Annotated in this window: 26 protein-coding genes and 2 pseudogenes; 13 read left to right on the top strand and 15 right to left on the bottom strand. The window is 57.3% G+C overall.

The annotated features are described in order from the left end of the window. The first annotated feature begins 8 nt into the window (after positions 1-8). The gene (gene accC, locus ACZ1HE_RS07680) at positions 9-1,358 is read left to right on the top strand and encodes an acetyl-CoA carboxylase biotin carboxylase subunit (RefSeq protein WP_472620244.1); all 1,350 of its coding nucleotides are present in this window, start codon (positions 9-11) and stop codon (positions 1,356-1,358) included. Between the two features lie 48 nt (positions 1,359-1,406). Next, the gene (gene aat / locus ACZ1HE_RS07675) at positions 1,407-2,039 is read left to right on the top strand and encodes a leucyl/phenylalanyl-tRNA--protein transferase (RefSeq protein ID WP_472620243.1); all 633 of its coding nucleotides are present in this window, start codon (positions 1,407-1,409) and stop codon (positions 2,037-2,039) included. Here the strand turns inward: aat and ACZ1HE_RS07670 are convergent. Genes ACZ1HE_RS07670 through ACZ1HE_RS07660 form a run of 3 tightly spaced genes read right to left on the bottom strand, consistent with a single transcriptional unit; the run spans position 1,994 to position 3,221 of the window. After that, positions 1,994-2,359 (bottom strand): DUF2155 domain-containing protein, encoded by a 366-nt coding sequence (locus ACZ1HE_RS07670; protein WP_472620242.1) that lies wholly within the window; start codon positions 2,357-2,359, stop codon positions 1,994-1,996. The two genes, aat and ACZ1HE_RS07670, sit on opposite strands and share 46 nt — an antisense overlap. After that, complete coding sequence (gene mlaD / locus ACZ1HE_RS07665; RefSeq protein WP_472620241.1) at positions 2,356-2,811, bottom strand: outer membrane lipid asymmetry maintenance protein MlaD; 456 nt, start codon at positions 2,809-2,811, stop codon at positions 2,356-2,358. Before mlaD ends, ACZ1HE_RS07670 begins: the two co-directional genes overlap by 4 nt. Positions 2,812-2,837: 26 nt before the next feature. Next, positions 2,838-3,221, bottom strand: coding sequence for an NADH:ubiquinone oxidoreductase subunit NDUFA12 (locus tag ACZ1HE_RS07660; protein WP_472620240.1), 384 nt, complete (start codon positions 3,219-3,221; stop codon positions 2,838-2,840). 167 nt (positions 3,222-3,388) lie between these two features. Between ACZ1HE_RS07660 and ACZ1HE_RS07655 the strand changes: the two genes are divergently transcribed. Beyond that, positions 3,389-3,691 carry a hypothetical protein gene (locus tag ACZ1HE_RS07655; RefSeq protein WP_472620239.1) on the top strand — a complete coding sequence of 101 codons (303 nt, stop codon included), beginning with the start codon at positions 3,389-3,391 and terminating at the stop codon, positions 3,689-3,691. A gap of 23 nt (positions 3,692-3,714) precedes the next feature. On the opposite strand, the gene ACZ1HE_RS07650 is transcribed toward ACZ1HE_RS07655, so the two are convergent. The 3 genes and pseudogenes from ACZ1HE_RS07650 to ACZ1HE_RS07640 form a co-directional block, all read right to left on the bottom strand. Next, the gene (locus ACZ1HE_RS07650; protein ID WP_472620238.1) at positions 3,715-4,077 is read right to left on the bottom strand and encodes a RidA family protein; all 363 of its coding nucleotides are present in this window, start codon (positions 4,075-4,077) and stop codon (positions 3,715-3,717) included. A gap of 127 nt (positions 4,078-4,204) precedes the next feature. Next, a pseudogene (gene clpX / locus ACZ1HE_RS07645) lies at positions 4,205-5,472 on the bottom strand (ATP-dependent Clp protease ATP-binding subunit ClpX). A 177-nt stretch (positions 5,473-5,649) separates the two neighbouring features. After that, positions 5,650-6,276, bottom strand: coding sequence for an ATP-dependent Clp protease proteolytic subunit (locus ACZ1HE_RS07640; protein ID WP_472620237.1), 627 nt, complete (start codon positions 6,274-6,276; stop codon positions 5,650-5,652). A 263-nt stretch (positions 6,277-6,539) separates the two neighbouring features. On the opposite strand from ACZ1HE_RS07640, the gene ACZ1HE_RS07635 reads away from it, so the two are divergent. Both ACZ1HE_RS07635 and ACZ1HE_RS07630 read left to right on the top strand, forming a co-directional pair. Then, a complete protein-coding gene (locus tag ACZ1HE_RS07635) occupies positions 6,540-7,544 on the top strand; it encodes a GlxA family transcriptional regulator (RefSeq protein ID WP_472620236.1) in 1,005 nt (334 codons plus the stop codon). Between the two features lie 468 nt (positions 7,545-8,012). Further along, positions 8,013-8,348 carry an ArsR/SmtB family transcription factor gene (locus ACZ1HE_RS07630; RefSeq protein ID WP_472620235.1) on the top strand — a complete coding sequence of 112 codons (336 nt, stop codon included), beginning with the start codon at positions 8,013-8,015 and terminating at the stop codon, positions 8,346-8,348. Positions 8,349-8,416: 68 nt separating this feature from the next. Here the strand turns inward: ACZ1HE_RS07630 and ACZ1HE_RS07625 are convergent, their stop codons facing one another. After that, positions 8,417-9,160 (bottom strand): metal ABC transporter solute-binding protein, Zn/Mn family, encoded by a 744-nt coding sequence (locus ACZ1HE_RS07625; protein ID WP_472620234.1) that lies wholly within the window; start codon positions 9,158-9,160, stop codon positions 8,417-8,419. Then, complete coding sequence (locus tag ACZ1HE_RS07620) at positions 9,150-9,437, bottom strand: metal ABC transporter solute-binding protein, Zn/Mn family (protein ID WP_472620233.1); 288 nt, start codon at positions 9,435-9,437, stop codon at positions 9,150-9,152. The genes ACZ1HE_RS07625 and ACZ1HE_RS07620 overlap by 11 nt, the downstream gene beginning before the upstream one ends. Positions 9,438-9,573: 136 nt before the next feature. Here ACZ1HE_RS07620 and ACZ1HE_RS07615 point away from each other — a divergent pair, with 136 nt between their 5' ends. From ACZ1HE_RS07615 to ACZ1HE_RS07605, 3 genes are read left to right on the top strand one after another with little or no spacing between them, the layout of a single operon-like run. Continuing rightward, positions 9,574-10,053: a Fur family transcriptional regulator gene (locus ACZ1HE_RS07615; protein ID WP_472620232.1), complete on the top strand. Its 480-nt coding sequence runs from the start codon at positions 9,574-9,576 to the stop codon at positions 10,051-10,053. After that, entirely contained in the window at positions 10,050-10,796 is a 747-nt protein-coding gene (locus ACZ1HE_RS07610; protein WP_472620231.1) for an ATP-binding cassette domain-containing protein, read from the top strand. Before ACZ1HE_RS07615 ends, ACZ1HE_RS07610 begins: the two co-directional genes overlap by 4 nt. Next, complete coding sequence (locus ACZ1HE_RS07605) at positions 10,796-11,587, top strand: metal ABC transporter permease (protein ID WP_472620230.1); 792 nt, start codon at positions 10,796-10,798, stop codon at positions 11,585-11,587. The genes ACZ1HE_RS07610 and ACZ1HE_RS07605 overlap by 1 nt, the downstream gene beginning before the upstream one ends. Here the strand turns inward: ACZ1HE_RS07605 and ACZ1HE_RS07600 are convergent. After that, positions 11,584-12,096: a YkgJ family cysteine cluster protein gene (locus ACZ1HE_RS07600; RefSeq protein WP_472620229.1), complete on the bottom strand. Its 513-nt coding sequence runs from the start codon at positions 12,094-12,096 to the stop codon at positions 11,584-11,586. The genes ACZ1HE_RS07605 and ACZ1HE_RS07600 overlap by 4 nt on opposite strands. 345 nt (positions 12,097-12,441) lie before the next feature. Next, positions 12,442-14,256, bottom strand: coding sequence for a translation elongation factor 4 (gene lepA, locus ACZ1HE_RS07595; RefSeq protein WP_472620228.1), 1,815 nt, complete (start codon positions 14,254-14,256; stop codon positions 12,442-12,444). Between the two features lie 273 nt (positions 14,257-14,529). Between lepA and ACZ1HE_RS07590 the strand changes: the two genes are divergently transcribed. The 3 genes from ACZ1HE_RS07590 (at position 14,530) to ACZ1HE_RS07580 (ending at position 16,414) form a co-directional block, all read left to right on the top strand. After that, positions 14,530-15,270, top strand: coding sequence for an NlpC/P60 family protein (locus tag ACZ1HE_RS07590; RefSeq protein ID WP_472620227.1), 741 nt, complete (start codon positions 14,530-14,532; stop codon positions 15,268-15,270). Between the two features lie 167 nt (positions 15,271-15,437). Next, complete coding sequence (locus tag ACZ1HE_RS07585) at positions 15,438-15,755, top strand: hypothetical protein (protein ID WP_472620226.1); 318 nt, start codon at positions 15,438-15,440, stop codon at positions 15,753-15,755. Continuing rightward, the gene (locus tag ACZ1HE_RS07580; protein WP_472620225.1) at positions 15,752-16,414 is read left to right on the top strand and encodes a glutathione S-transferase family protein; all 663 of its coding nucleotides are present in this window, start codon (positions 15,752-15,754) and stop codon (positions 16,412-16,414) included. Before ACZ1HE_RS07585 ends, ACZ1HE_RS07580 begins: the two co-directional genes overlap by 4 nt. Positions 16,415-16,416: 2 nt before the next feature. Here the strand turns inward: ACZ1HE_RS07580 and hisD are convergent, their stop codons facing one another. Then, positions 16,417-17,715 (bottom strand): histidinol dehydrogenase, encoded by a 1,299-nt coding sequence (hisD, locus tag ACZ1HE_RS07575; protein ID WP_472620224.1) that lies wholly within the window; start codon positions 17,713-17,715, stop codon positions 16,417-16,419. Between the two features lie 79 nt (positions 17,716-17,794). On the opposite strand from hisD, the gene ACZ1HE_RS07570 reads away from it, so the two are divergent. After that, the gene (locus ACZ1HE_RS07570; RefSeq protein ID WP_472620223.1) at positions 17,795-18,760 is read left to right on the top strand and encodes a LysR family transcriptional regulator; all 966 of its coding nucleotides are present in this window, start codon (positions 17,795-17,797) and stop codon (positions 18,758-18,760) included. A 155-nt stretch (positions 18,761-18,915) separates the two neighbouring features. Here the strand turns inward: ACZ1HE_RS07570 and ACZ1HE_RS07565 are convergent. Further along, positions 18,916-19,343 (bottom strand): annotated as a pseudogene (locus tag ACZ1HE_RS07565) (low molecular weight protein-tyrosine-phosphatase). Positions 19,344-19,400: 57 nt separating this feature from the next. On the opposite strand from ACZ1HE_RS07565, the gene ACZ1HE_RS07560 reads away from it, so the two are divergent. Beyond that, positions 19,401-20,096 carry an NAD-dependent deacylase gene (locus ACZ1HE_RS07560; protein WP_472620222.1) on the top strand — a complete coding sequence of 232 codons (696 nt, stop codon included), beginning with the start codon at positions 19,401-19,403 and terminating at the stop codon, positions 20,094-20,096. A 115-nt stretch (positions 20,097-20,211) separates the two neighbouring features. Here ACZ1HE_RS07560 and ACZ1HE_RS07555 read toward each other — a convergent pair whose 3' ends face one another. The 3 genes from ACZ1HE_RS07555 to rpmB all read right to left on the bottom strand — a co-directional run bounded on the left by ACZ1HE_RS07555 (position 20,212) and on the right by rpmB (position 21,516). Continuing rightward, positions 20,212-20,688 (bottom strand): copper chaperone PCu(A)C, encoded by a 477-nt coding sequence (locus ACZ1HE_RS07555; protein ID WP_472620221.1) that lies wholly within the window; start codon positions 20,686-20,688, stop codon positions 20,212-20,214. Between the two features lie 44 nt (positions 20,689-20,732). After that, complete coding sequence (locus tag ACZ1HE_RS07550) at positions 20,733-21,083, bottom strand: hypothetical protein (protein ID WP_472620220.1); 351 nt, start codon at positions 21,081-21,083, stop codon at positions 20,733-20,735. A 145-nt stretch (positions 21,084-21,228) separates the two neighbouring features. Next, positions 21,229-21,516 carry a 50S ribosomal protein L28 gene (gene rpmB, locus ACZ1HE_RS07545; protein ID WP_085794823.1) on the bottom strand — a complete coding sequence of 96 codons (288 nt, stop codon included), beginning with the start codon at positions 21,514-21,516 and terminating at the stop codon, positions 21,229-21,231. Positions 21,517-21,741: the final 225 nt, after the last annotated feature.

Raw genomic sequence — 21,741 nt, 5'->3', positions numbered from 1 at the left:
GCGCTGGCATGTTTGACAAAATCCTGATTGCCAACCGGGGCGAGATCGCCCTGCGCGTCATCCGCGCCGCCCGCGAGATGGGGATCGCTACGGTTGCCGTGCATTCCACTGCCGACAGCGACGCGATGCATGTGCGGATGGCCGACGAATCGGTCTGTATTGGCCCGCCCCCAAGCCCGCAAAGTTATCTATCGATCCCGGCCATCATCTCGGCCTGCGAGATCACCGGCGCACAGGCGATCCACCCGGGCTATGGCTTCCTTTCGGAAAACGCCGGTTTCGTGCAGATCGTCGAAGACCACGGCATCACCTTCATCGGCCCCACCGCCGAGCACATCCGCATCATGGGTGATAAGATCACCGCCAAGGACACGATGAAGGACCCGGGCGTGCCCTGCGTGCCCGGATCGGATGGTGGTGTGCCTGATCTGGACGCTGCAAAGCGGATCGGTGAAGAGATCGGTTATCCTGTGATCATCAAGGCCACCGCCGGTGGTGGCGGCCGCGGCATGAAGGTTGCACAAACCGCTGCGGACATGGAAAGCGCCTTTATGACCGCGCGTGCCGAGGGCAAAGCCGCCTTTGGCAACGATGAGGTCTATATCGAAAAGTACCTCACCACACCGCGCCACATCGAGATACAGGTCTTTGGTGACGGCAAGGGCAACGCGGTGCATTTGGGTGAACGTGACTGCTCGCTACAGCGCCGCCACCAGAAGGTGTTCGAAGAGGCCCCCGGCCCCAGCATCACGCCCGAAGAACGCGCCAAAATCGGCAAAGTCTGCGCCGACGCAGTTGCACGTATCAACTACATCGGTGCCGGCACTATCGAGTTCCTCTATGAGAACGGCGAATTCTATTTCATCGAGATGAATACCCGCCTGCAAGTGGAGCACCCGGTAACCGAAGGTATCTTTGGCGTCGATCTGGTGCGCGAACAGATCCGCGTTGCCGCTGGCCTGCCCATGTCCTTTGGTCAGGACGATCTGCAGATCAACGGTCACGCAATCGAGGTGCGCATCAATGCCGAGCGTCTGCCGAACTTTGCCCCCTGTCCGGGCAATATCTCGGCCTATCATGCGCCCGGTGGTCTGGGGGTGCGGATGGATTCGGCACTCTACAATGGCTATTCGATCCCGCCCTACTACGACTCGCTTATCGGTAAGCTGATCGTGCAGGGCCGCGACCGGGCCGAGGCCCTGGCCCGTCTGAACCGCGCGCTAGGAGAGTTAATCGTCGACGGGGTGGACACCACTGTGCCGCTGTTCGACGCCCTGTTGCAAGAGCCCGATATTCACAGCGGTGACTACAACATCCACTGGCTGGAACGTTGGCTTGAGTCGAACATGGGTGAATAACTCTTGCCGCCGGGTGGGTTCTACCTGCCCGGCGCTTGAGGTTGGCAAATGACGTTGTCACCGGAACTTTTGTTGCACGCCTATTCCATCGGCATCTTTCCCATGGCCGAACACAGAGACGACCCCGAGGTTTTTTGGGTCGACCCGAAACTGCGTGGGATCATGCCTCTGGATGGCTTCCATATCTCACGATCCCTGGCCCGCCGAATCCGTCGCTGCGAGTTCAGTATTTCAGTTAACAAGGCGTTTTCGAGTGTCGTCGAAGGATGTGCAGACAGGGCAGAAACCTGGATCAACGCAGAGATCTACCAAAACTACATGACGTTGCATCAACGCGGCTTTGCGCATTCCCTAGAGGTGAATGAAGGCGAAACCCTTGTTGGCGGTGTCTATGGGGTCACACTAGGGGCTAGCTTCTTCGGCGAAAGCATGTTTTCCCGTCGTACTGATGCATCAAAAATCGCCCTAGCCTACCTTGTAGACCGATTGAACCAAACCGGGTTCAAACTCTTTGATACGCAATTTCTGACGCCCCACCTGGCGTCGTTGGGGGCAATCGAAATTCCCAGAGGCCGGTATCACAGGCTGCTGGACAACGCCGTAAACGAGAGCGCAGACTTCACTGCCCAGGTCAGTCAGTCCGCCGAAGGCGTAATACAGCGGATCACCCAGACATCATAGCGGTTGTGATCCAATGCGCTCAACGCCGGTGCGGTAGCGATCATCCAACCGTCAAACAATGCTTGCTGCTGCCCTTTTTCCCAAATCGTGAGGAACGCAAAAGCATCCCCAGTCGGGTTGTCTACCGGGTACCGACAATCTCCAAGAGCCACGTCCAACCCAAACACGGCTCCTGTTTCGCCGGTTTGCATCTCTACATCAACTGTCTGGCCGTTCACCTTGTCGAGCCCACGTAGCATTGCTCCCGGAGCCGAGGTCACCTTATCCTGAGCAAAAGCCGTTCCAGCCATCAGGATCAGAGCAAGAGCAGCGCGGATCACTCGCCGCTCCCGTCGCCAGCAACAAATTTGACAAGCAGAGAAATCAGGCTGACTGCGCCTTGTGTATCTTCGATCTCATCACCAGCTTCAAAATAGAACGGGGACCCGCCTGGCATGATCTCGACGAAATTACCGCCCAACAATCCTTCGGAAGAAATCACAACTGCGCTGTCGTCCGGGATCTGGATGTTGTTGGCGACGCTGAACGTCGTGTCTGCACGATAGCTTTCCGGGTTCAGGTCCACATCCGTGACGGTGCCAACCTTAACCCCTGCAAGGCGCACGTCGGTTCCGACCGTCACACCTTCCAAAGATCGAAACGATGCTCCTAATTCATATCCGGCGCTGCCTTGCGACAGTCCGGTTGCCTGCGTCGCAAAAACGCCGAATCCGATGGCTGCGGCCAGAACTACGCCACCGACAAGAATTTCGGCTGTGCTGTGTGTGGACATGAGGGTCCTCGTTTGTTTAGGCCTCGTTATTCGGGGCTCCAGGCCTCGTAGTCACGGCGCTCAGAGGGTTGAGCTTGCCGTAGTGACCCTGCGGGTGCATAGGCCAGTGCGCTTCCGGTCAGGTTTTCCTGATGAGGCTTTTCCCAATCCTTGTGTACCAAGGGCTTGTCCGTTGGCGGCTCGTCCCAGGTCCGATGCAACCACCCATGCCAGTCGGGATCAACACGGCTTGCCTCGGCTTCGCCGTTGAAAATGACCCAGCGTCTACTGTCGTCCGCAGTACGATAGAACACATTGCCCTGATCATCCTCGCCCACCTTGACGCCTTTGCGCCTGGTGTAGATGCGGGTGTTCAGCGTAGATCCGTTCCACCATGTGACGGCGCTTAGAAGGGTATTGAGAATGCCCATATTGCCTCCGATGAATTGTCCTTCGTATGCCGCATTATTGCATCAAGGTCCAGAGACCACATTGCCAAGTCAGTGCGGGGCCAACAATTTCACAACCTCCACCAAATTATGACGCATTTTCGCGTCACTTTGATCATGTGCAACGCATTTAGATCACGGAGTAAAATTTGAAGTACATTCTCTCATTCATTGGCACCGCACTGGTTTCACTAACGCTTTGGCAACTGCAAGGCGAAATCGGTTCTCTGATGGCTGGCGGGACGCAGCAACAAGGGGCAAAGACGATTTCGCTAAAGGAGGACGAGAAAGGCGAATTTGCGCAGATGATCGACAACGCCGTACCTGTCGTCCGCCACATGCTGGGTATGGGCCCGGCAGAAAATAAGAGCGATCTCGAAAAGCTAATGGACCGACGCCGGAAAGAGACTTCCAACACGCAAGGCTTCGCCTATCATATCCAATCGAACTGAAGCGATCACCAGGTCGAAAACGATCAACCAGGTAGAAGCGCGGTAACCTCGATCTCGATGCGGAATTTTGGATCGATCAGGTTGCATTCGATCATCGTGGCCGCGGGCGGATTGTCGCCAAAGGCCTCGCGCAACAGCGGCCAGCACGGTTCAAATTCGTGCCGGTCTGGCAACATGTATGTCACCCGCACTGCGTCGGCAAAAGATGCACCTGCCTTCTCCAGTGCGCCTTCAATAACTTCAAGCGCCGAGCGGCACTGGCTGACAACATCGTTGCCCTGCCCCACAGTGCCCGCCACATGCACAAACCCGCTTACCACAACCGCACGGCAATAGCCAACTTTGGCCTCAAATTCACTGCCAGTCGAAATGCGCGTGATGCTCATGTTCTTCCCTTTGCTTCAAATATCTCGGGCGAGTCGCGCAGCGACGGGGCAGAGCCCCTTCCCTATCTAGCCAACGAAAAACGGCGCGATCAGGTTCGCGCCGTTTTCTATCTCAAATTCCGAAGTTTCAGCCTGCCGAGGCAGGCTCTTTCTCCGCATCTGCGTGGATCATCAGCGGTTGAGCGTCTGACGTCACCGCCTCTTCATTCACGACAACCTTGGTTACGCTGTCCAGACCCGGCAGCTCAAACATAGTGTCGAGCAGGATGTCTTCGAGGATCGAGCGCAAGCCGCGTGCACCGGTCTTGCGTTCAATGGCTCGCTTGGCGATCGCCGTGAGTGCATCATCGGTGAAGTCCAGTTCGGTCTCTTCCAGCTCGAACAGGCGCTGGTACTGTTTGACCAAAGCGTTCTTGGGCTGGGTCAGAATGGTCACCAGAGCATCCTCGTCCAGATCTTCGAGCGTTGCCAGAACCGGCAAACGACCGACGAATTCCGGGATCAGTCCGAACTTCAACAGATCTTCGGGTTCCAGATCGGTAAAGATTTCGCCAATGCCGCGTGCATCTTCGTCGCGGACGTCCGCGCCAAAGCCCATGGCCGAGCCCTTGCCGCGTTGCGCGATGATCTTGTCCAGTCCGGCAAATGCACCGCCGCAGATGAACAGGATGTTCGTGGTGTCCACTTGCAGGAATTCCTGCTGCGGGTGCTTACGCCCCCTTGCGGCGGGACGGATGCAACCGTGCCTTCCATCAGCTTCAGGAGCGCTTGCTGCACGCCCTCGCCCGATACATCGCGAGTGATCGAGGGGTTTTCCGACTTGCGGGTGATCTTGTCGACTTCGTCGATATAGACGATGCCGCGCTGCGCGCGCTCGACATTGTATTCCGACGACTGCAACAGCTTCAGGATGATGTTCTCGACGTCTTCGCCCACATAACCAGCTTCGGTCAGAGTGGTGGCATCCGCCATGGTGAACGGCACGTCCAGAATGCGCGCCAGCGTCTGCGCCAGCAGCGTCTTGCCGCAGCCGGTCGGGCCAATCAGCAGGATGTTGGATTTCGCCAGTTCAATATCGCCACCCGCCTTCTGCGCGTGGTTCAGGCGCTTGTAATGGTTGTGGACGGCAACCGACAGAACGCGCTTGGCCATGGCCTGACCAATAACATAGTCGTCCAGAACTTCGCATATGTCCTTAGGCGTCGGCACCCCATCCGAGGCTTTCAGACCGCTGGCCTTGGTTTCTTCGCGAATGATGTCCATGCACAATTCGACGCACTCATCGCAAATGAACACTGTCGGACCAGCAATCAGCTTGCGCACCTCGTGCTGGCTCTTACCGCAGAAGCTGCAGTAGAGGGTATTTTTGCTGTCACCGCCGGAATTTGTCGCCATGGTCTACCTTTCGGTCTCGTCTAAACCGTGCTGTCTAAGCCGTCTGTCGCATCGTCCCTGCTTCCAGAGACTCTGCTGCCGTTTGTTCGGTCAGCTTAGGCCAGCACCGTGACCTCTACAATCGCAAAACGCACCCCCGAGGCTCACGACCCGGGGAGGCGTTCGTTAACTTACTGCTTAAGCGTCTTCACCCTTGGGACGGCTTTCAACGATTTCATCGATATGCCCCCAATCCTTGGCTTCTTCCGGGCTCATGAAATTGTCGCGGTCTAGCGCTTTTTCAACGGATTTTTTGGTCTGGCCCGTGTGTTTGACATAGATGTCGTACAGGCGGTCCTTGAGCTTTTGCGTCTCGGCAGCGTGGATCATGATATCGCTCGCCTGACCCTGATATCCACCCGAAGGCTGGTGCACCATGATGCGGCTGTTGGGCAGCGAGAAACGCATGCCTTTTTCGCCACCGGCAAGCAGAACCGAGCCCATCGACGCTGCCTGGCCGATAACCAGGGTCGAGCATTTCGGCTTGATGTATTGCATGGTGTCATAGATCGACAGGCCACTGGTCACGACGCCGCCAGGACTATTGATGTACATCGAGATCTCTTTCGAGGGGTTTTCCGCCTCAAGATGCAGCAGTTGCGCCACGATCAGATGGCTCATGCCATCGTGGATGGGACCGTTGATGAAAATGATCCGCTCCTTCAGCAGGCGCGAAAAAATGTCATACGCACGTTCGCCTCGGCTGGTCTGCTCAACGACCATTGGGACGAGCGTGTTCATGTAGGTATCAACTGGATCAAACATATGGGACCTGCCTGCTCATTTGCGATGGATCGGGACGCTACCCGACTAAAGTTACCTGAGTCTTAGTGTCGCCGGTTGGGGGCTGCAAGGGCTCCGGGATGAATTCCTGTTGCTGGCCCGATTCCCTGTCGCAATACCTGTGCCGAACGCCGCATGGTTGACCCCTACCGTGCGCAAGCGCAAGATATAAACCCGACACCTCGCACCATTCAAAGCAAGGAGATTGCCGCCGTCGGCTGCCTGCCCGTCGTTGGCCAAAACACATGTCCCGGGATCCGTTTGTCCAGAAAGGCGCTTCTGCCAACCTGCCCCTGCATTTTGACGGGCCGCCGCAAAAGTTCTGTTTTGTGCTTTTACCGAAGGTCACCATGCTGGCCTTGGCCGCCGCGATCGAGCCACTACGGATTGCCAATCAATTGACCAAGCGACAGCTGTACACTTGGCAAACCATGACCGAGGACGGTGAACCGATCACCTGCTCAAACGGGCTAAAAATCACGCCGGACATAGCCTTGGCTCAATTGGATGCCGACACGTTCGGGTTTGTTTGCGCCGGGGTTGAGCCCGAGAAGTCAGCTTCACCTGGCGTTCTGAACTGGCTGCGCAAAGAGTATCGTTTTGGCCGTTCTCTGGGCGGTATCTGCACAGGTTCCTTTGCATTGGCACATGCCGGTCTGTTGGAAAACCGCAAGTTCACTCTGCATTGGGAAAACCAGCCGGGGTTCATCGAAACATTCCCGTCGCTCACCCCATCACCAAACATTTTTGAAACCGACGGTCGGATCACCACCTGTGGTGGCGGCAACACGTCCATCGATATGATGCTCGCGTTGATTGAACAACGCCACGGACCGGAACTCGCCATTTTGGTGGCTGATATGTGCATTCACATGCGCTCGGGCACAAAATCACCGCAGAGATCTGCACATTCCGTAGCCATTGGAAGCCGGAACCCCGCCCTGTTGCGCGCCATAAGCCTCATGGAGAAGGAATTGGAAGAACCACTTTCCAGCCCTGATCTGTGCGAACGATTGAACATTTCGCGCCGCCAACTGGAACGGCTGTTCAAGAAGTACTTGGGACAAGGTCCAATGGCCTACTACTTGGACCTGCGCATTTCGCGTGCATTCACCTACCTGAACGAAACCAACATGACCGTTGCAGAGATTGCCGCAGCCACGGGGTTTGCCAACACCAGCCATCTGTCCAGACAATTCCGCTTGAAGTACGGAGATTCACCACATTCGTTTCGCAAAGCGTGGTCGTGACACATCCCTGTCCGTCCTGCGCATTCGGCGAATCCCTCCAAGTTACCTCAACTAGCCAAGCCCAAATAGCGAAACGCAAGCGCAAGGTGACCTTAGGTCAATTTTTCCCCACTGCTCTTTTTTTCGCCCATTTGTCCGGTCGCAGTTGATCCGATCCTTGGAAAATTCATTCCCTACCCTGCCCTCGTCATGCCAAAGGAACCGCAAAATTTCGAAATGGTTTCATCGGTTTCCCCTGAGCTGCACCGGGGTAAGGAAAAGAGCACGTCGACCCGGTTGAATCTGTCTTTCACAGACATGCGTTCGAGCCAATTCACTTCGATCTCACATGGTTTCTTGTCCGAGCAAATTCGCCAGTAATGTAGATTTGATTGGACAAATGATGTATCGCAGCACCCCAATAATAGAGAATTGCGAGGACATCGCGACGAAAAGACCCCGGAACTGCCGGGCAAAAGGACAAAAAATATGGCTCTCCCACAGCTTTCTACTGCCTTGGACGAAAAAGACTTCGACGGTATGGTCGATAACGCAACTAGGGCATCCAACTTTCTAAAGGCGATATCTCACGAAGGACGCCTCATGATCTTGTGCCATCTCGTTACCGGTGAAAAATCAGTGACCGAACTGGAAAACCTTCTGTCCGCGCGACAGGCAGCTGTTTCACAGCAGTTGTCGCGATTGCGTCTGGAAGGTCTGGTGATACCCCGGCGCGAAGGTAAGGCAATCTACTACAGCCTCGCTGACGAACGTCCGAGACGCATTCTGGAAGTTGTCTACGATTTATTCTGCGACAAAAAATAGCCCGCAGGTCACCTCCTGCGGGCTATCCCGAATGAACCGGGTTTGTCTTGACGTGCGTAAGCTTCAGATCATTGGCTGCAGGCGGCGAACTCTGCTGCCATATCTTTGACGAGCTGCGGATAGAGCTCTGGCCCAGTCTCAAAACGACTTCCCAGTGGATCGATAACCCGAATTTCCAAGTCACCGCTTTCAACTGCGGCCTTCAACAACCTTTGATCGAATTGCGGCTCGGCAAACGCACAATTCACACCATATTCGGCGATCTTGTTCCGCAAAGCGGCAAGGCGCGCCGGACTTGGATCGCTTGCATCGCCAAGGGCGATTGTACCGGCCATCGTCAGATTGAACCGATTTTCAAAGTACTGATAAGCATCGTGAAATGCCACGAAGTGTTGTTCTTTCAGACCGTTGAGCTTACCTGCCAATTCCGCTTCAAGTAGCTTGAGGTCTTCGATCGCGTTTTCCGCGTTCCGTCGATACAGGTCCGCATTCTCCGGATTTATTTCAGCAAGCTGTTCGGCGATTGCCGCCAACCAAATCTGAGCATTCTGGGGATCGAGCCATGCATGTGGGTCGACACCGTCATGATGATGAGAATGATCGTCATGTCCTGCATGATCATCGTGGCTTTCATGATCGTTGTGATTTTCATGATCGTCGTGATTTTCATGATCGTCGTGATTTTCATGATCGTCGTGATCGTCATGTTTTGCGTGATCATCATCGCCGTCGTGATCGTCGTGACCATCACTGTCGTCGTGATCATTGGCAAGGTCACGAAAATCGAGTTTGAGCACACCCTCAACATCCAAAAGTTCCAGTGCGAACCGAGTCTCCTGCCAAAGTGGTCAATGACTTCTCAAACCAAGGCGTCAGTTCAGGGCCGACCCAAACAACAAGGTCTGCATCTTGCAATGCACGCGCCTCGGACGGGCGCATAGAATATCCATGTGGGGATGACCCTTGCCGGACCACCAGTGCAGGCAAGCCCACTCCGTCCATGATCTTGGCGACCAGACTGTGAACCGGTGCGATATCCGTTGCGACCTGTGGCGATTGAGCCAAAACCGCCCCGGCAGGGACGGTCATAGAAAGTAAAGACAATGCAAGTGGGCGGATCATGGATACCTCGAGCGCCGTTGGATGTTACGATATAACAGAGATTGCGCTTGTTAGACCGGACATTATAACATATCAAGCATCAAATTTGTCGTCAGGAGCTAAAATGGCCGCTATCGGGTTCACTGAACATGATCACGATCGATGTATCGACACCGCTCTGGCACAAGCAGAAGCTCGGTGTGCTGAAAGAAAGTTACAATTCACTCCGGTTCGTCGCCGTGTTTTGGAAATTCTGCTAGATAAACATCGTGCAATGGGTGCCTATGAAATTCTAGCAATTCTGGCTGAGAATGGCCTGGGCTCGCAGCCTCCGGTGGCCTACAGGGCATTGGATTTTCTCGTTCAGAACGGCTTTGTCCATCGGATCGAGCGCATGAACGCATACACTGCCTGCGCGCACCCGACACAGGATCACATGCCTGCCTTCCTAATCTGCCGTGACTGCAAGACCGTTGCCGAGGCCGAAACAGAATTGACCCCGGGGCGGCTTGGGATCGCAGCGAAGGAAACAGGCTTCACCATTGAAAAAATCGTTATTGAAGCCGAGGGTCTGTGCCCATCTTGCCAAAAGGAAGCGTCATGACCGTCGCATCCGCGCCGCTCATTGAAACGGACAACCTGAAAGTCAAGTTTGAAGGCCGCACCATCTTGCATGATGTCAGCGTTCAAATCGTGCCCGGAGAGATCGTGACCATCGTTGGGCCCAATGGGTCTGGAAAATCGACCTTTCTGCGCGCATTGATCGGGGCACAACCGCCAACGTCCGGTCGCGTCACGCGTGCTGACGGGTTGAGAATTGGCTATGTACCCCAGAAACTTGCGATTGACGCCTCGCTTCCGATGACGGTCCATCGGTTTTTGGGTTTGCCAAAGCGCATTTCCGGGACCAAAGCGCGAAGTGTCTTGGAACAGGCGGGCGCACCTGGACTCGAAAATCGGCAAATGACTCAACTGTCTGGGGGTCAGTTCCAGCGGGTGTTGTTGGCTCGCTCATTGCTCAACACCCCGGAGTTGCTACTTTTGGACGAGGCTACCCAAGGACTGGATCAGCCGGGATCAGCCGCCTTTTATCAACAGATCGAAGAGGTCCGCCGCAAACTGGGCTGCGCGGTGGTCATGGTCAGTCACGATTTGCATGTGGTTATGGCCGCCTCGGACCGGGTGCTGTGCATGAACGGCCATGTCTGCTGCGAAGGAACCCCCGAGGTGGTGGCCGAAGCGCCTGAATACCGCGCCCTGTTTGGCTCAGGCACCAAGGGCGCGCTGGCCCTGTATCGGCACCAGCACACACACTCTCACGAACACGATCACGGGCAAACCCACTGATGCTAGACGATTTCATGGTCCGCGCTGCCCTCGCCGGGGTTGGCGTCGCGTTGGCAGCAGCCCCCATGGGCTGTTTCGTGGTCTGGCGCCGGATGGCATATTTTGGCGAAGCAACGGCCCATGCGGCAGTCCTGGGCGTGGCGCTTGCCTTGTCGTTTTCGCTACCAATCCTTCCCGCAGTGATCGTGGCGGCACTTGCGATGGCGTCGGCTGTCACTGCCCTGCGAGGGCGCGGATATGCAATGGACACGCTGCTTGGCGTGATGGCCCACAGTGCATTGGCCGTTGGCTTGGTCGCTGTCGCGGTGTTGGCCGATGTCAGGCTGGACCTGATGGCCTTTCTGTTTGGAGACATCCTGGCGGTCAACCGCACTGATCTTGTGACCATTTGGGGAGGCGGCCTGCTGGTGGCCGGGTTGGTCGTCTGGCGCTGGTCGGCGTTGCTCTTGTCGACGCTGAACCCCGACCTTGCCCGCGCATCCGGCATTGATCCGCGGCGAGAGGAGGTCTGGCTGACGCTGGCACTTGCCCTCATGGTGGCCGTTGCGATCAAGGTGGTGGGCGTGCTGCTGATCGCCGCGATGCTGGTCATCCCCGCCGCCGCCGCACGGCCCCTTGTAAGAACCCCCGAAGCCATGGCTGTGACAGCGGCCATCATCGGCGCATTGTCGGCGTTAGGGGGGCTATATGGCGCATACTGGTTCGACACCCCCGCAGGCCCCAGCATCGTCTGCGGCGCCTCGCTGGCCTTTGTGGCAACCACCGTGATCGGCAGCCTGATCCGCCGCTAGTCCCAATATCCCGACTGGATGTGGAACTTGACCAGATCGACATAAAAATTGCGGTGGAGCTTGGCCCGCCGTGCCGTATAGGCGTCCACCGCGACGTTCGGATCCTTGATCTTTGCATTCAGCGCCTTGAACACCTCAAAGATCGTCATGCCTTTGAACGCGTCAGGCCCCTGCCCCATGGCCCGCGCCGCCAAAACAGTCGACCGCGCCTGCGCCGCCTTGATCTCTTGCGTGATCTCCACCGCTGACCGCTCGTCGATGTCGCCGTCATTGTGCCGTTTCGAGAGCTTGCAATTATACGTCCGGCAGGTGTCCGGGCGCACGTCATAGCAGGTACACGCCCCGTCATTGCCGAGCCGAGGACAGGGCAACCGCATCCGTAACGCACCGTTGCGGGCAAAGATCTGAACCTCTTTCGGCAGCCGGGGCCGCTCTTCTTCGGTGATCGGCACCCGCGCAAAAATCGAACCGTTACAACACAGGTTGCAGGACACACACAGCCCGCTCATGAACCCCGTCCGGTCATGATGATCTCCCCTCACGTTCCCGTGACGAGACTAACAGAGCGCCCCCGTCCCCCCAACGGGAAGAAAGGGCTGCGCCGTGAAACACAGTTTTTCAAAGCGGTTGGAGCCAGAAAGTACCAAATGGTTCGATCGGTACTGCCAAATTCGAAAGCTCCCCACAAGAGAACTCATCAAAGAATTGAAGAGCTCTGGAAGTCTGGCAAAAAACTTCAGCTTCGCTGAAGAATTGGCACTTAGAGTACATCGGGCGGTCATGCCGATAGTAGAACATCCTTCGTAGGAAACTCGGTCGCTGACCAACCCTACGATGCGAGCACTCAAATTAGGCTATGAGTCCATCTTCAACGCAGAAATAAACGCCTCCTGCGGAATGTCTACCTTCCCGAACTGACGCATCTTCTTTTTACCCGCCTTCTGCTTCTCCAGCAGTTTCTTCTTACGGGTCGCGTCGCCGCCGTAGCATTTCGCCGTCACGTCCTTGCGCAGGGCCGACAGGGTCTCCCGCGCGATGACCTTGCCGCCGATGGCCGCCTGGATCGGGATTTTGAACATGTGGCGCGGGATCAGGTCCTTGAGCTTTTCGCACATCGCCCGGCCCCGCATCTCGGCGCGGTCGCGGTGGACCATCATCGACAGCGCGTCGACCGGCTCGTCGTTCACCAGCACCGACATCTTGACCAGATTGTCCTCGCGGTAGCCGGTCATCTGATAGTCGAACGAGGCATAGCCCTTGGTCACCGATTTCAAGCGATCGTAGAAGTCGAACACCACCTCGTTCAGCGGCAGGTCATAGACCACCATCGCTCGGCTGCCCGCATAGGTCAGGTTTTCCTGAATGCCCCGGCGGTCCTGACACAGCTTCAGCACGTCGCCCAGATATTCGTCCGGCACCAGGATCGTCGCCTTGATGCGCGGTTCCTGGATGTGGTCGACCTTGGACATGTCGGGCATGTCGGCGGGGTTGTGCAGGTCGATCTTCTCCCCCGGCTCTCCATCTTTGCCTTTCATGAAGACGTGATAGATCACCGACGGCGCGGTGGTGATCAGCTCGATATCATATTCACGCTCGATCCGGTCGCGGATGACCTCGAGGTGCAAGAGACCCAAGAAACCGCAGCGGAAACCAAAGCCGAGCGCGGCGGATGTTTCCATTTCGAACGAGAAGCTGGCGTCGTTCAGGGCCAGTTTGTCGATGGCTTCGCGCAGGTCTTCGAATTCGGATGAATCTACCGGGAAGAGACCACAGAACACCACCGGTTGCGCAGGCTTAAAGCCGTCGAGCGCCACTTCGGTGCCGTTGCGGTCATTGGTGATGGTGTCGCCCACACGTGTGTCGCGCACCTGCTTGATCGACGCTGTGAGGAACCCGATCTCACCCGGTCCCAGACTGTCGATCATCTCCATCTCAGGCCGGAAGACACCAACGCGGTCGACGTGGTGCAGGGTGTTGTTGGACATGAACTTGACCCGCATCCCCTTTTTCAGGGTGCCGTCGATGATGCGGACCAGAACGATCACGCCCAGATAGGCGTCATACCAGCTGTCCACCAGCATCGCCTTGAGCGGCGCATCCAGCGTACCTTGGGGTGCGGGCAGATGCGTGACGATGGCCTCAAGCGTTTCGTGGATGCCCTGCCCGGTCTTGGCGCTGACCTGAATGGCCTCGGACGCGTCGATGCCGATCACATCCTCGATCTGTTCAGCCACGCGGTCACAGTCGGATGCAGGCAGGTCGATCTTGTTGAGCACGGGGACGATCTCGTGATCGGCGTCCAGCGCGTGATAGACATTGGCCAGCGTCTGCGCCTCGACCCCCTGCGAGCTGTCGACCACCAACAGCGAGCCCTCGACCGCGCGCATGGAGCGGGAAACCTCATAGGCGAAATCGACGTGACCGGGGGTGTCGATCAGGTTCAGCACATAGGCCTCGCCGTTGTCGGCGGTGTAATCGATGCGGACCGTGTTGGCCTTGATCGTGATGCCCCGTTCGCGTTCGATATCCATGCTGTCAAGCAGCTGTTCCTTCATGTCGCGATCCTTGACGGTCCCGGTCTCTTGGATGAGCCGGTCAGCAAGGGTGGATTTGCCATGGTCGATGTGCGCGACGATGGAGAAATTGCGGATATGAGCGAGGTCTGTCATGGCTTGGGGATATGGCCGCGTTTTTCAGACTTGTCGAGACCTTTGCGGCCTTGGAACGATAGATAAGCGGCACAATCCGCCGATCTGCTGACGAAGTTTGCCAGCAACCGGCGAGCTGCACGTTCAGCATCATAATTCGCCACTCAAAGTCTGCCTTTGCCGCACATTTGACTCAAGCGCACTGATTCGCGTCAAATGAGTGTCAGCGGCGCGTCCCATTTTTCACAAGCGCCGTATTAGAAGCATTTAATTTCAAATAACTGGAGTTTTGTCATGACTTTCATGGAATGGATTCAGCGTCGCTTACTTGTTCATGATTTCAATCCCGGTCTCGTAGATGGCCTCTGGGGCAGAAATACTCGGAACGCAGTGATAGCGTTTCAGACCGCCCACAATCTTTCACCAAACGGACAATTGAACAATGCCACGATTGCCGCGCTTCGTCTTGACCCAAGCCTGCCGAACGGCGTTCCTATTGGGCCGACAGGCGCCGCCAGCCCAACTTCACCAAATAGAGATCTTCTCGATTATTTTCCGTGGATGCAGTTGGCAATCAGCAAGAAAGGGTTGCACGAGGCCACGAACAACGTCGAACTGCGAAAGTTCCTAAAGTCCGACGGGAAAACACTTGGGGATCCGGCGCAGCTTCCGTGGTGCGGAGATTTCGTCGAAACCTGTGTCGCCGTGGCATTGCCCAATGTACCAATTCCGAACAACCCCTACCTTGCCCGAAATTGGCTAAAATTCGGAATGACGGTGGATAGCTGCTTTGGGTCGGTGCTTGTCTTCTGGCGTCAGAGTGTATCTGGAACCAAAGGTCACGTAGGTTTCTACTATTCCGAGGACAAAACCCACTATCATGTGTTGGGTGGCAACCAATCGAACAAGATCTCGGTTTCTAAGATTTCAAAATCTAGATTGCTCGGTGCTCGATTGCCCATCCACGGCGGACCCTACCCACGAAAAACAGTCAAGGGTGCTGGAGACTGGAAAATCACGACAAACGAGTTCTAAGCCCCCAAAAACCATCTCGTGGCTCCGCGTGGGAAATGCATCGTCAGAAACTCAGTTCTTCACATTTTCGCAACGTGTGATTGATCCGCCTGCCCTTTTGCCCCATATTCTGGCGCAGACCAAGAGGAACGCCAGATTCCTCCGTGCAGACAAAACCGAGGCAAGACATGAAATATTTCCTGACAGCAATGCTGTGCGCGGGAACTTTGGGCGTTATGGCCCCAAGCCCTGCAGACGCAGCCAGTGGAGTTATCAACCGCGCGTGCCGTGCGTCTGATCGCGCGGCCGCCACACCCGCCCGTTGCCGTTGTATTCAGCGCGTTGCTAACGACGCCCTATCACGCAGCGACCGCAAAACCGTGGCCAAGTGGTTTGCGGACCCGCATCAGGCACAAGAACTCAAGATGTCGCAAACTGCAAAAGATGACGCGTTGTGGGAACGTTATCAGGCGTTTGGACAACTGGTTCAGGCTATCTGCAAATGAGCAATCGGGGTTCAGCCAAAGATCTGGCTGCCCCGTTTACACTGATTGGTTACCAGTACTCAGTCTATACTTGGATTGTCAGGGCCGTTTTGCACCTGAAATCGATCCAATACCGGTTTGAGGATTTCGACCCGTTCACAGAAGATGCCAGCGAAAACCCGCACCCATTTAACCGGGTACCAATGTTGCAGCATGGGGACGTCACAATCTTTGAAACCGCACCGATCTGCGCATATGTCGATGCAGTTACGGACAAGCCAACTCTGACACCAGAAAACGCGCTTGAACGGGCCCGATCCATGCAAGTCGTATCCATTGTCGACAACTACGGCTATTGGCCAATGATCCGCCAAGTCGCTGCTCAACGTGTGTTTCAGCCATTGGTCGGTCAAATTCCGGATGAAAACGTCATTGCCCAAGGGCTTGATGCCGCCGCACCTGTTCTGGCGGCCCTTGAAGCCATTGCCAAAGAACAGGTTGTTCTGAACGGCGCGGAACTGACACTCGCCGATTGTCATCTTGGCCCGATGATGAGCTACTTTCAGCGCGCCTCTGAAGGGGCGAACGCCATGCAAAACTACCCCGCACTCACACAATGGTGGATCAGGGTCTCGCAACTCAGCTTTCTGCGTGACACTGATCCATTGTCGAATATCTGATCTTAGCCGTTGCCAATCGCCTGAAACGGTGAGTGCACCCGCTCCAGCCGGATGTCCGCCGTGCGGGCGTGCCCCTCCATCCCTTCGGCACGTGAAATGGCAGCTGTTGCGCGGGCAAGCGCGGGCAGCGCCTCATCCTCGACACGCTGCCAGGTCACTGTCTTGAGGTATTTGTGCACGCTCAGACCTCCGGTATAACGCGCAGCTCCGGACGTCGGCAGCACATGGTTCGGTCCACTGGCTTTGTCACCGAAAGCCACGGTTGTGTTGGCCCCCAAAAACAACGAGCCATAAGCATTCAAGCGACCGCGCCACCAATCCAGGTCGGCTGCCTGTACATGCAGGTGTTCTGGCGCGTAGCGGTCAGCAACCTGCGCCATCTCTTCGCGGTCGGCGCAGAGAACAACCTCACCCAAGGCGTCCCAAGCGGATTGCGCGCTGGACCGGTTGGGTTCAGGCAACTCGGCAATACAGCCGGGGATGTGCGCCAGCACTTGGGCTGCCAAATCCGCATCATCCAACACCAACCAAACGGGAGAGTTGTAACCGTGCTCGGCCTGCCCCACCAAATCCCACGCCACCGTCAGCGCATCTGCCGTTTTGTCCGCGATCACCAGCGAATCCGTCGGCCCGGCAAACATGTCGATCCCAACTGGTCCAAAAAGCTGCCGCTTGGCCTCGGCCACGAACTGATTGCCGGGGCCAACCAGGATATCGGCTTCGGGTACTCCGAACAGGCCAAAGGCCATCGCAGCCACGCCTTGCACACCACCCACAGCCAGAATGCGGTCAGCACCTGCCAGAGACATTGCATACAAGATCGCAGGATGCACGCCCTGCCCCGGTCGCGGCGGGGAACAGGCCGTGATGTTGGGCACTCCTGCCGCCCGTGCCGTGGTGATCGTCATCAGAGCGGACGCGATATGCGCATACCGCCCGCCCGGCACATAGCAACCCGCCGCATTCAGCGGGATCTGTCTCTGCCCCGCAATCAAACCGGGACGCAACTCGGTTTCGAAATCCATCGCCGACGCTCTCTGCGCCTCGGCAAAGCGGCGGATGTTGTCATGAGCATAGCGGATCTCTGCCTTGAGCGGATCGGGTACATGCAGCGAGGCCTGTTCCACCTGCTCCGGTGTGACAACGATGTCGCCCTCCCATCCATCCAGCTTGACGGCGTATTCGCGCACGGCCTCTTCGCCGCCTACCTTCAAACGTGCCAGCATGACCTGGACAGTGTCTGCCGTGTCGCCCCCAGGTTGGGGTGCAAGGCCGGGTGCGGATTTCAGATATTCAACCATGTTCGATGTCCTGTGCGTTCTAAGCTTGACCAACGGGCCGCAGAGTTTCACAAAAGGCAAAACTGTGAGGGTCTGCCAGATGCTGATGAAAGGGGTGACATTGCGTGGTCTCGAAGTGTTCGAGGCGCTCGCAAAAACGGGATCGGTGGCGCAGGCCTCGGACTTGACGGGCCTGAGCCAACCGGCGGTCAGCCAACAGTTGCGCAACCTGGAAAAGGCACTTGGAACCGATCTGGTAGATCACGGCAAACGCCCGATGGTGGTGACGCCCGCGGGGCGGTCGTTTCTGGCCCGGACCGAGGCGGTGTTGTCCGAACTGCGGCTGGCGCAGAGCGAATTGACGGTGATGGATTTGACCCATCTGAGCACGCTGTCCATCGGGTTGATTGATGATTTCGACAACGATCTGACCCCGCGATTGGTCACCATCCTTGCGGATAGCCTCACCAAATGCCGGTTCAAACTGATCACCGCACCCAGCCACGAGATCAGCGAAGCAATGCAACAGCAGCGCCTGCACATCGCCGTTGCCGCCACCACCGGAGAAATGCTGGATGGCGTTGTCGAATACCCGCTGGTGCGCGACCCCTTCTTGCTGGTTGCGCCCAAGGGGCACGTGCCGGACGGCGCTGATATCATGCAATCCCTGCAAGGCCTGCCGCTGCTGCGCTATGCCCGCGAGCAGCTCATCAGTCGGCAGATCGAGGCGCATCTGGCGCGCCAAAAGCTGGTGTTTGAAGAGCGGTTCGAGATTGGCTCGCATCTGGCGCTTATTGCCATGGTGGCCCGCCGGGTGGGCTGGTCGGTGACGACGCCGTTGGGCTACATGCGGGCGGCGCGGTTCCACGATCAGATCGACGCCTTCCCGCTGCCGTTCTCCTCGTTCTCGCGGACCATTTCGCTCTTTGCCGGGGCCGATTGGGCTGACCGGGTGCCGCGCGACGTGGCCCAGACCATGCGCCGCCTGGTGCAGAGCCAGATGATCGACCCGGCGGTGGCCAAGTTGCCGTGGCTCAACACCCAGTTGCGCGTGATCGACAGCTAATCGGGCAAGGCGCGGGCTGGCGCAGAGCGGTGACATTGCGGGGCGGTCCTGTGGCAAAAGGTGGTGGATCATCTTTGGTAAATCGCACGCACCGTCCCACCCGCAAGAGAGGTTGGATCAGTTTCCTGATCAGCAGATGATTGTTTTGGCTTTGCTTAAGTAAGGCTGCGCTTCAACCCTTCGGCGGCGCGTTCGATCAGATCCAGCGCCCCGTCAAAGTCGCGGGTGTAATAGGGGTCGGGCACGTGATCGATGCTCGCGTCGTCGATGTAATCGGTGAAAACCCGCACCGGCGTGTTACTCGCCGCAGGGCGTAGAGTTTCGATGTTTTCGACATTCTCAGCATCCATCCCGACAATCAGATCGAACCGGTCAAAGTCGTCCGCCTGAAATTGCTGCGCCCGCAGATCTCCGATCTCAAGCCCCTCTCTCTAGCCGCGTCCTGCATCGGGCCATAGGGCGGCTTGCCCACATGCCAGCTCGCGGTTCCCGCGCTGTCGGTTTTGACTTCGGGCATCAAGGCGCGAAAAACACCTTCGGCGGCGGGGGAACGGCAGATATTACCAAGACAGACAAAGAGGATCTCGGTGGGTCATGGGCAGGCTCCTGTGATCCCGCAGTTTTAAGGAGTGGAACGGGAATGGAAAAGATCGTCATTCTAACTGGGGCCGGAATATCGGCAGAAAGCGGATTGGGCACCTTTCGCGACGAGGGCGGGCTTTGGTCTCAACACCGGATCGAAGATGTGGCAACCCCCGAAGGGTTTGCACGCGACCCCGCTCTGGTCCAGGGGTTCTACAACGCCCGACGCGTGCAAGCGGCCCAGGCGCAGCCGAACAAGGCTCACCAGGCACTTGCGCGGCTGCAACGGGACTGGCCGGGTGAGGTGGTGATCGTGACCCAGAACGTGGATGGCCTGCACGAGGCGGGCGGGGCCAGCGATGTACTGCACATGCACGGAACTCTGGCAGGGGCGCTTTGCGCCAGCTGCGGCCACCGCTGGAGCGCGCCGGATCAGATGCAGGTGGGCGAGCCCTGCCCCTCCTGCGGTGCTGCGTCGGCGCGCCCGGATGTGGTGTGGTTCGGTGAGATGCCGTATTTCATGGACCAGATCTATGACCACCTTGCCGAGGCCACTATCTTTGCCGCCATCGGCACCTCGGGTCAGGTCTATCCGGCTGCAGCCTTTGTGCACGAAGCGATTGCAGCGGGCGCGCGGACGGTCGAGTTGAACCTCGATCCCTCTGCCGTGGTGTCCAGCTTTGACGAGACCCGTTTCGGCCCAGCAAGCGAAACGGTTCCGGCCTGGGTCGATGAGCTACTCGGCAAACGTTAGGGCGTTATGCGGTGAAGCGCCGGGCGCAGCCCGGCGCCCGGCCCAACGGGAGGCGATGCCCCACCCCATGGGGGCATCAACGACGGGCGGGAGCCCCCGGCCACCGTGCTATGCCTCAGTTATTGTGCGAACCGTGCGCGCCAGCTTCGGGCTTGCGTTCAAGGTCAACCGGCACTTCGATCTCGACTTCTCCGGCCTTTTCGAACACCAGGGTCACAGGGATCATGTCACCTTGAGCAAAGGGTTGGTTCAACCCCATGAACATCACGTGATCCCCTCCACGTTGCAGACCATGCATTTCGCCTGCGGGGATGGCAAAGCCCTCTTCCATATGCAGCATCTGCATGACACCGTCGGCGTTTTCCTTGTGGGTGTGCAACTCGACCCGTGCGGCCACGTCTGATTTGACATCGACCAGACGGTCGTCCTCGGTCCCGTGGTTCATGATCATCATAAAAGCCGCGCCGGTTTTGGCGGCCTTGCCAGCCGAGCGCGCATAAGCATCTTTGACCATGATAGCGTCGGCAGCAAAAGCGGATGTTGCAACGGTGACAGCCGCCAGGGCCGCGGCGAGAGTATTGGTGAAGCGCATGACTTCTCTCCTGTATGTTTGTCTGTCTGAAAGGAACTTGGATGTCAGACAGCTACAGGCGGCGCACGCGCCGAAGGAGGCAAGCGCAAAGCCGAGATCAAGGCCGCGCTCAAACTTGCGGGTGCTGGTACTTCAACCGTCGGTTTAGGGCGCAGCGCCACCTCATCGGGCAGGACTGCCCCCAAAAGGGTCAAAGCGTATTCAGGACAAAACGCCGGGGCTTGCGTGGGCTGGCCGTGTTCATCGACCATGACCACAATCGGCCCGGTGCCGGTGCAGATCACCATATGCCCCACCGCCGCGTTCATTCCCCGCGACGCAGCCATGCTCTGGCCGGTCAGAACAACCAGCAGGCTCAGCGTAAAGGCAAGATATGTGCGAACAATGGCTTTCATATTGTCACAGGTGGTCGCACCGGACGGATTTGGCTGCAAGTTGAAAGCGCTGCCTGCAACTTCATGACGCAACCAGGACCACAAAAGAAAAACCCCGCACGCAGCGTGCAGGGTTTTCCTGAAATCTGAAAAGCGCGTGAAGTGATCAGGCCGCGGCTTGTGCCTTGGCGATCTCTTTCTTCACTTTCAGCGCGTTTGCCGACAGCTCTTCGTCCTTGGCTTTGGCCAGGAACGCGTCCAGACCACCGCGGTGGTCTACCGAGCGCAGAGCAGCCGCTGAGATGCGCAGCTTGACGCCACGACCCAGGGTTTCCGACTGCAGGGTAACGTCGTTCAGGTTCGGCAGAAAACGACGACGAGTTCTGTTTTTGGCGTGGCTGACATTGTTGCCAGTCATCGGGCCTTTTCCGGTCAGTTCGCAACGGCGCGACATGGTTTCTTCCTTCGTATCTGGAGGCCCGGGATCCCCCGCAGCCAAATCACAAGGGGCGCTATCCGTTGACGCGCCCGAAAACTGGTTGGATGCGTTTAGGAGGAATCGCCGGGATGGTCAAGACAGCTGTCACGGATTCTTTGCCTTTGTCTGCCTTCCCCTACTCAATGACGCAGGGTTGGCCGGGATTGGACCACACCTTCGGCGACCGTATTGGACACAAGA

The sequence above is a fragment of the Falsiruegeria sp. JB4-1 genome (genome assembly GCF_055693495.1).
Note: the sequence above shows the minus strand (reverse complement) of the source record. Positions and strands in the feature narration are given on the sequence as shown.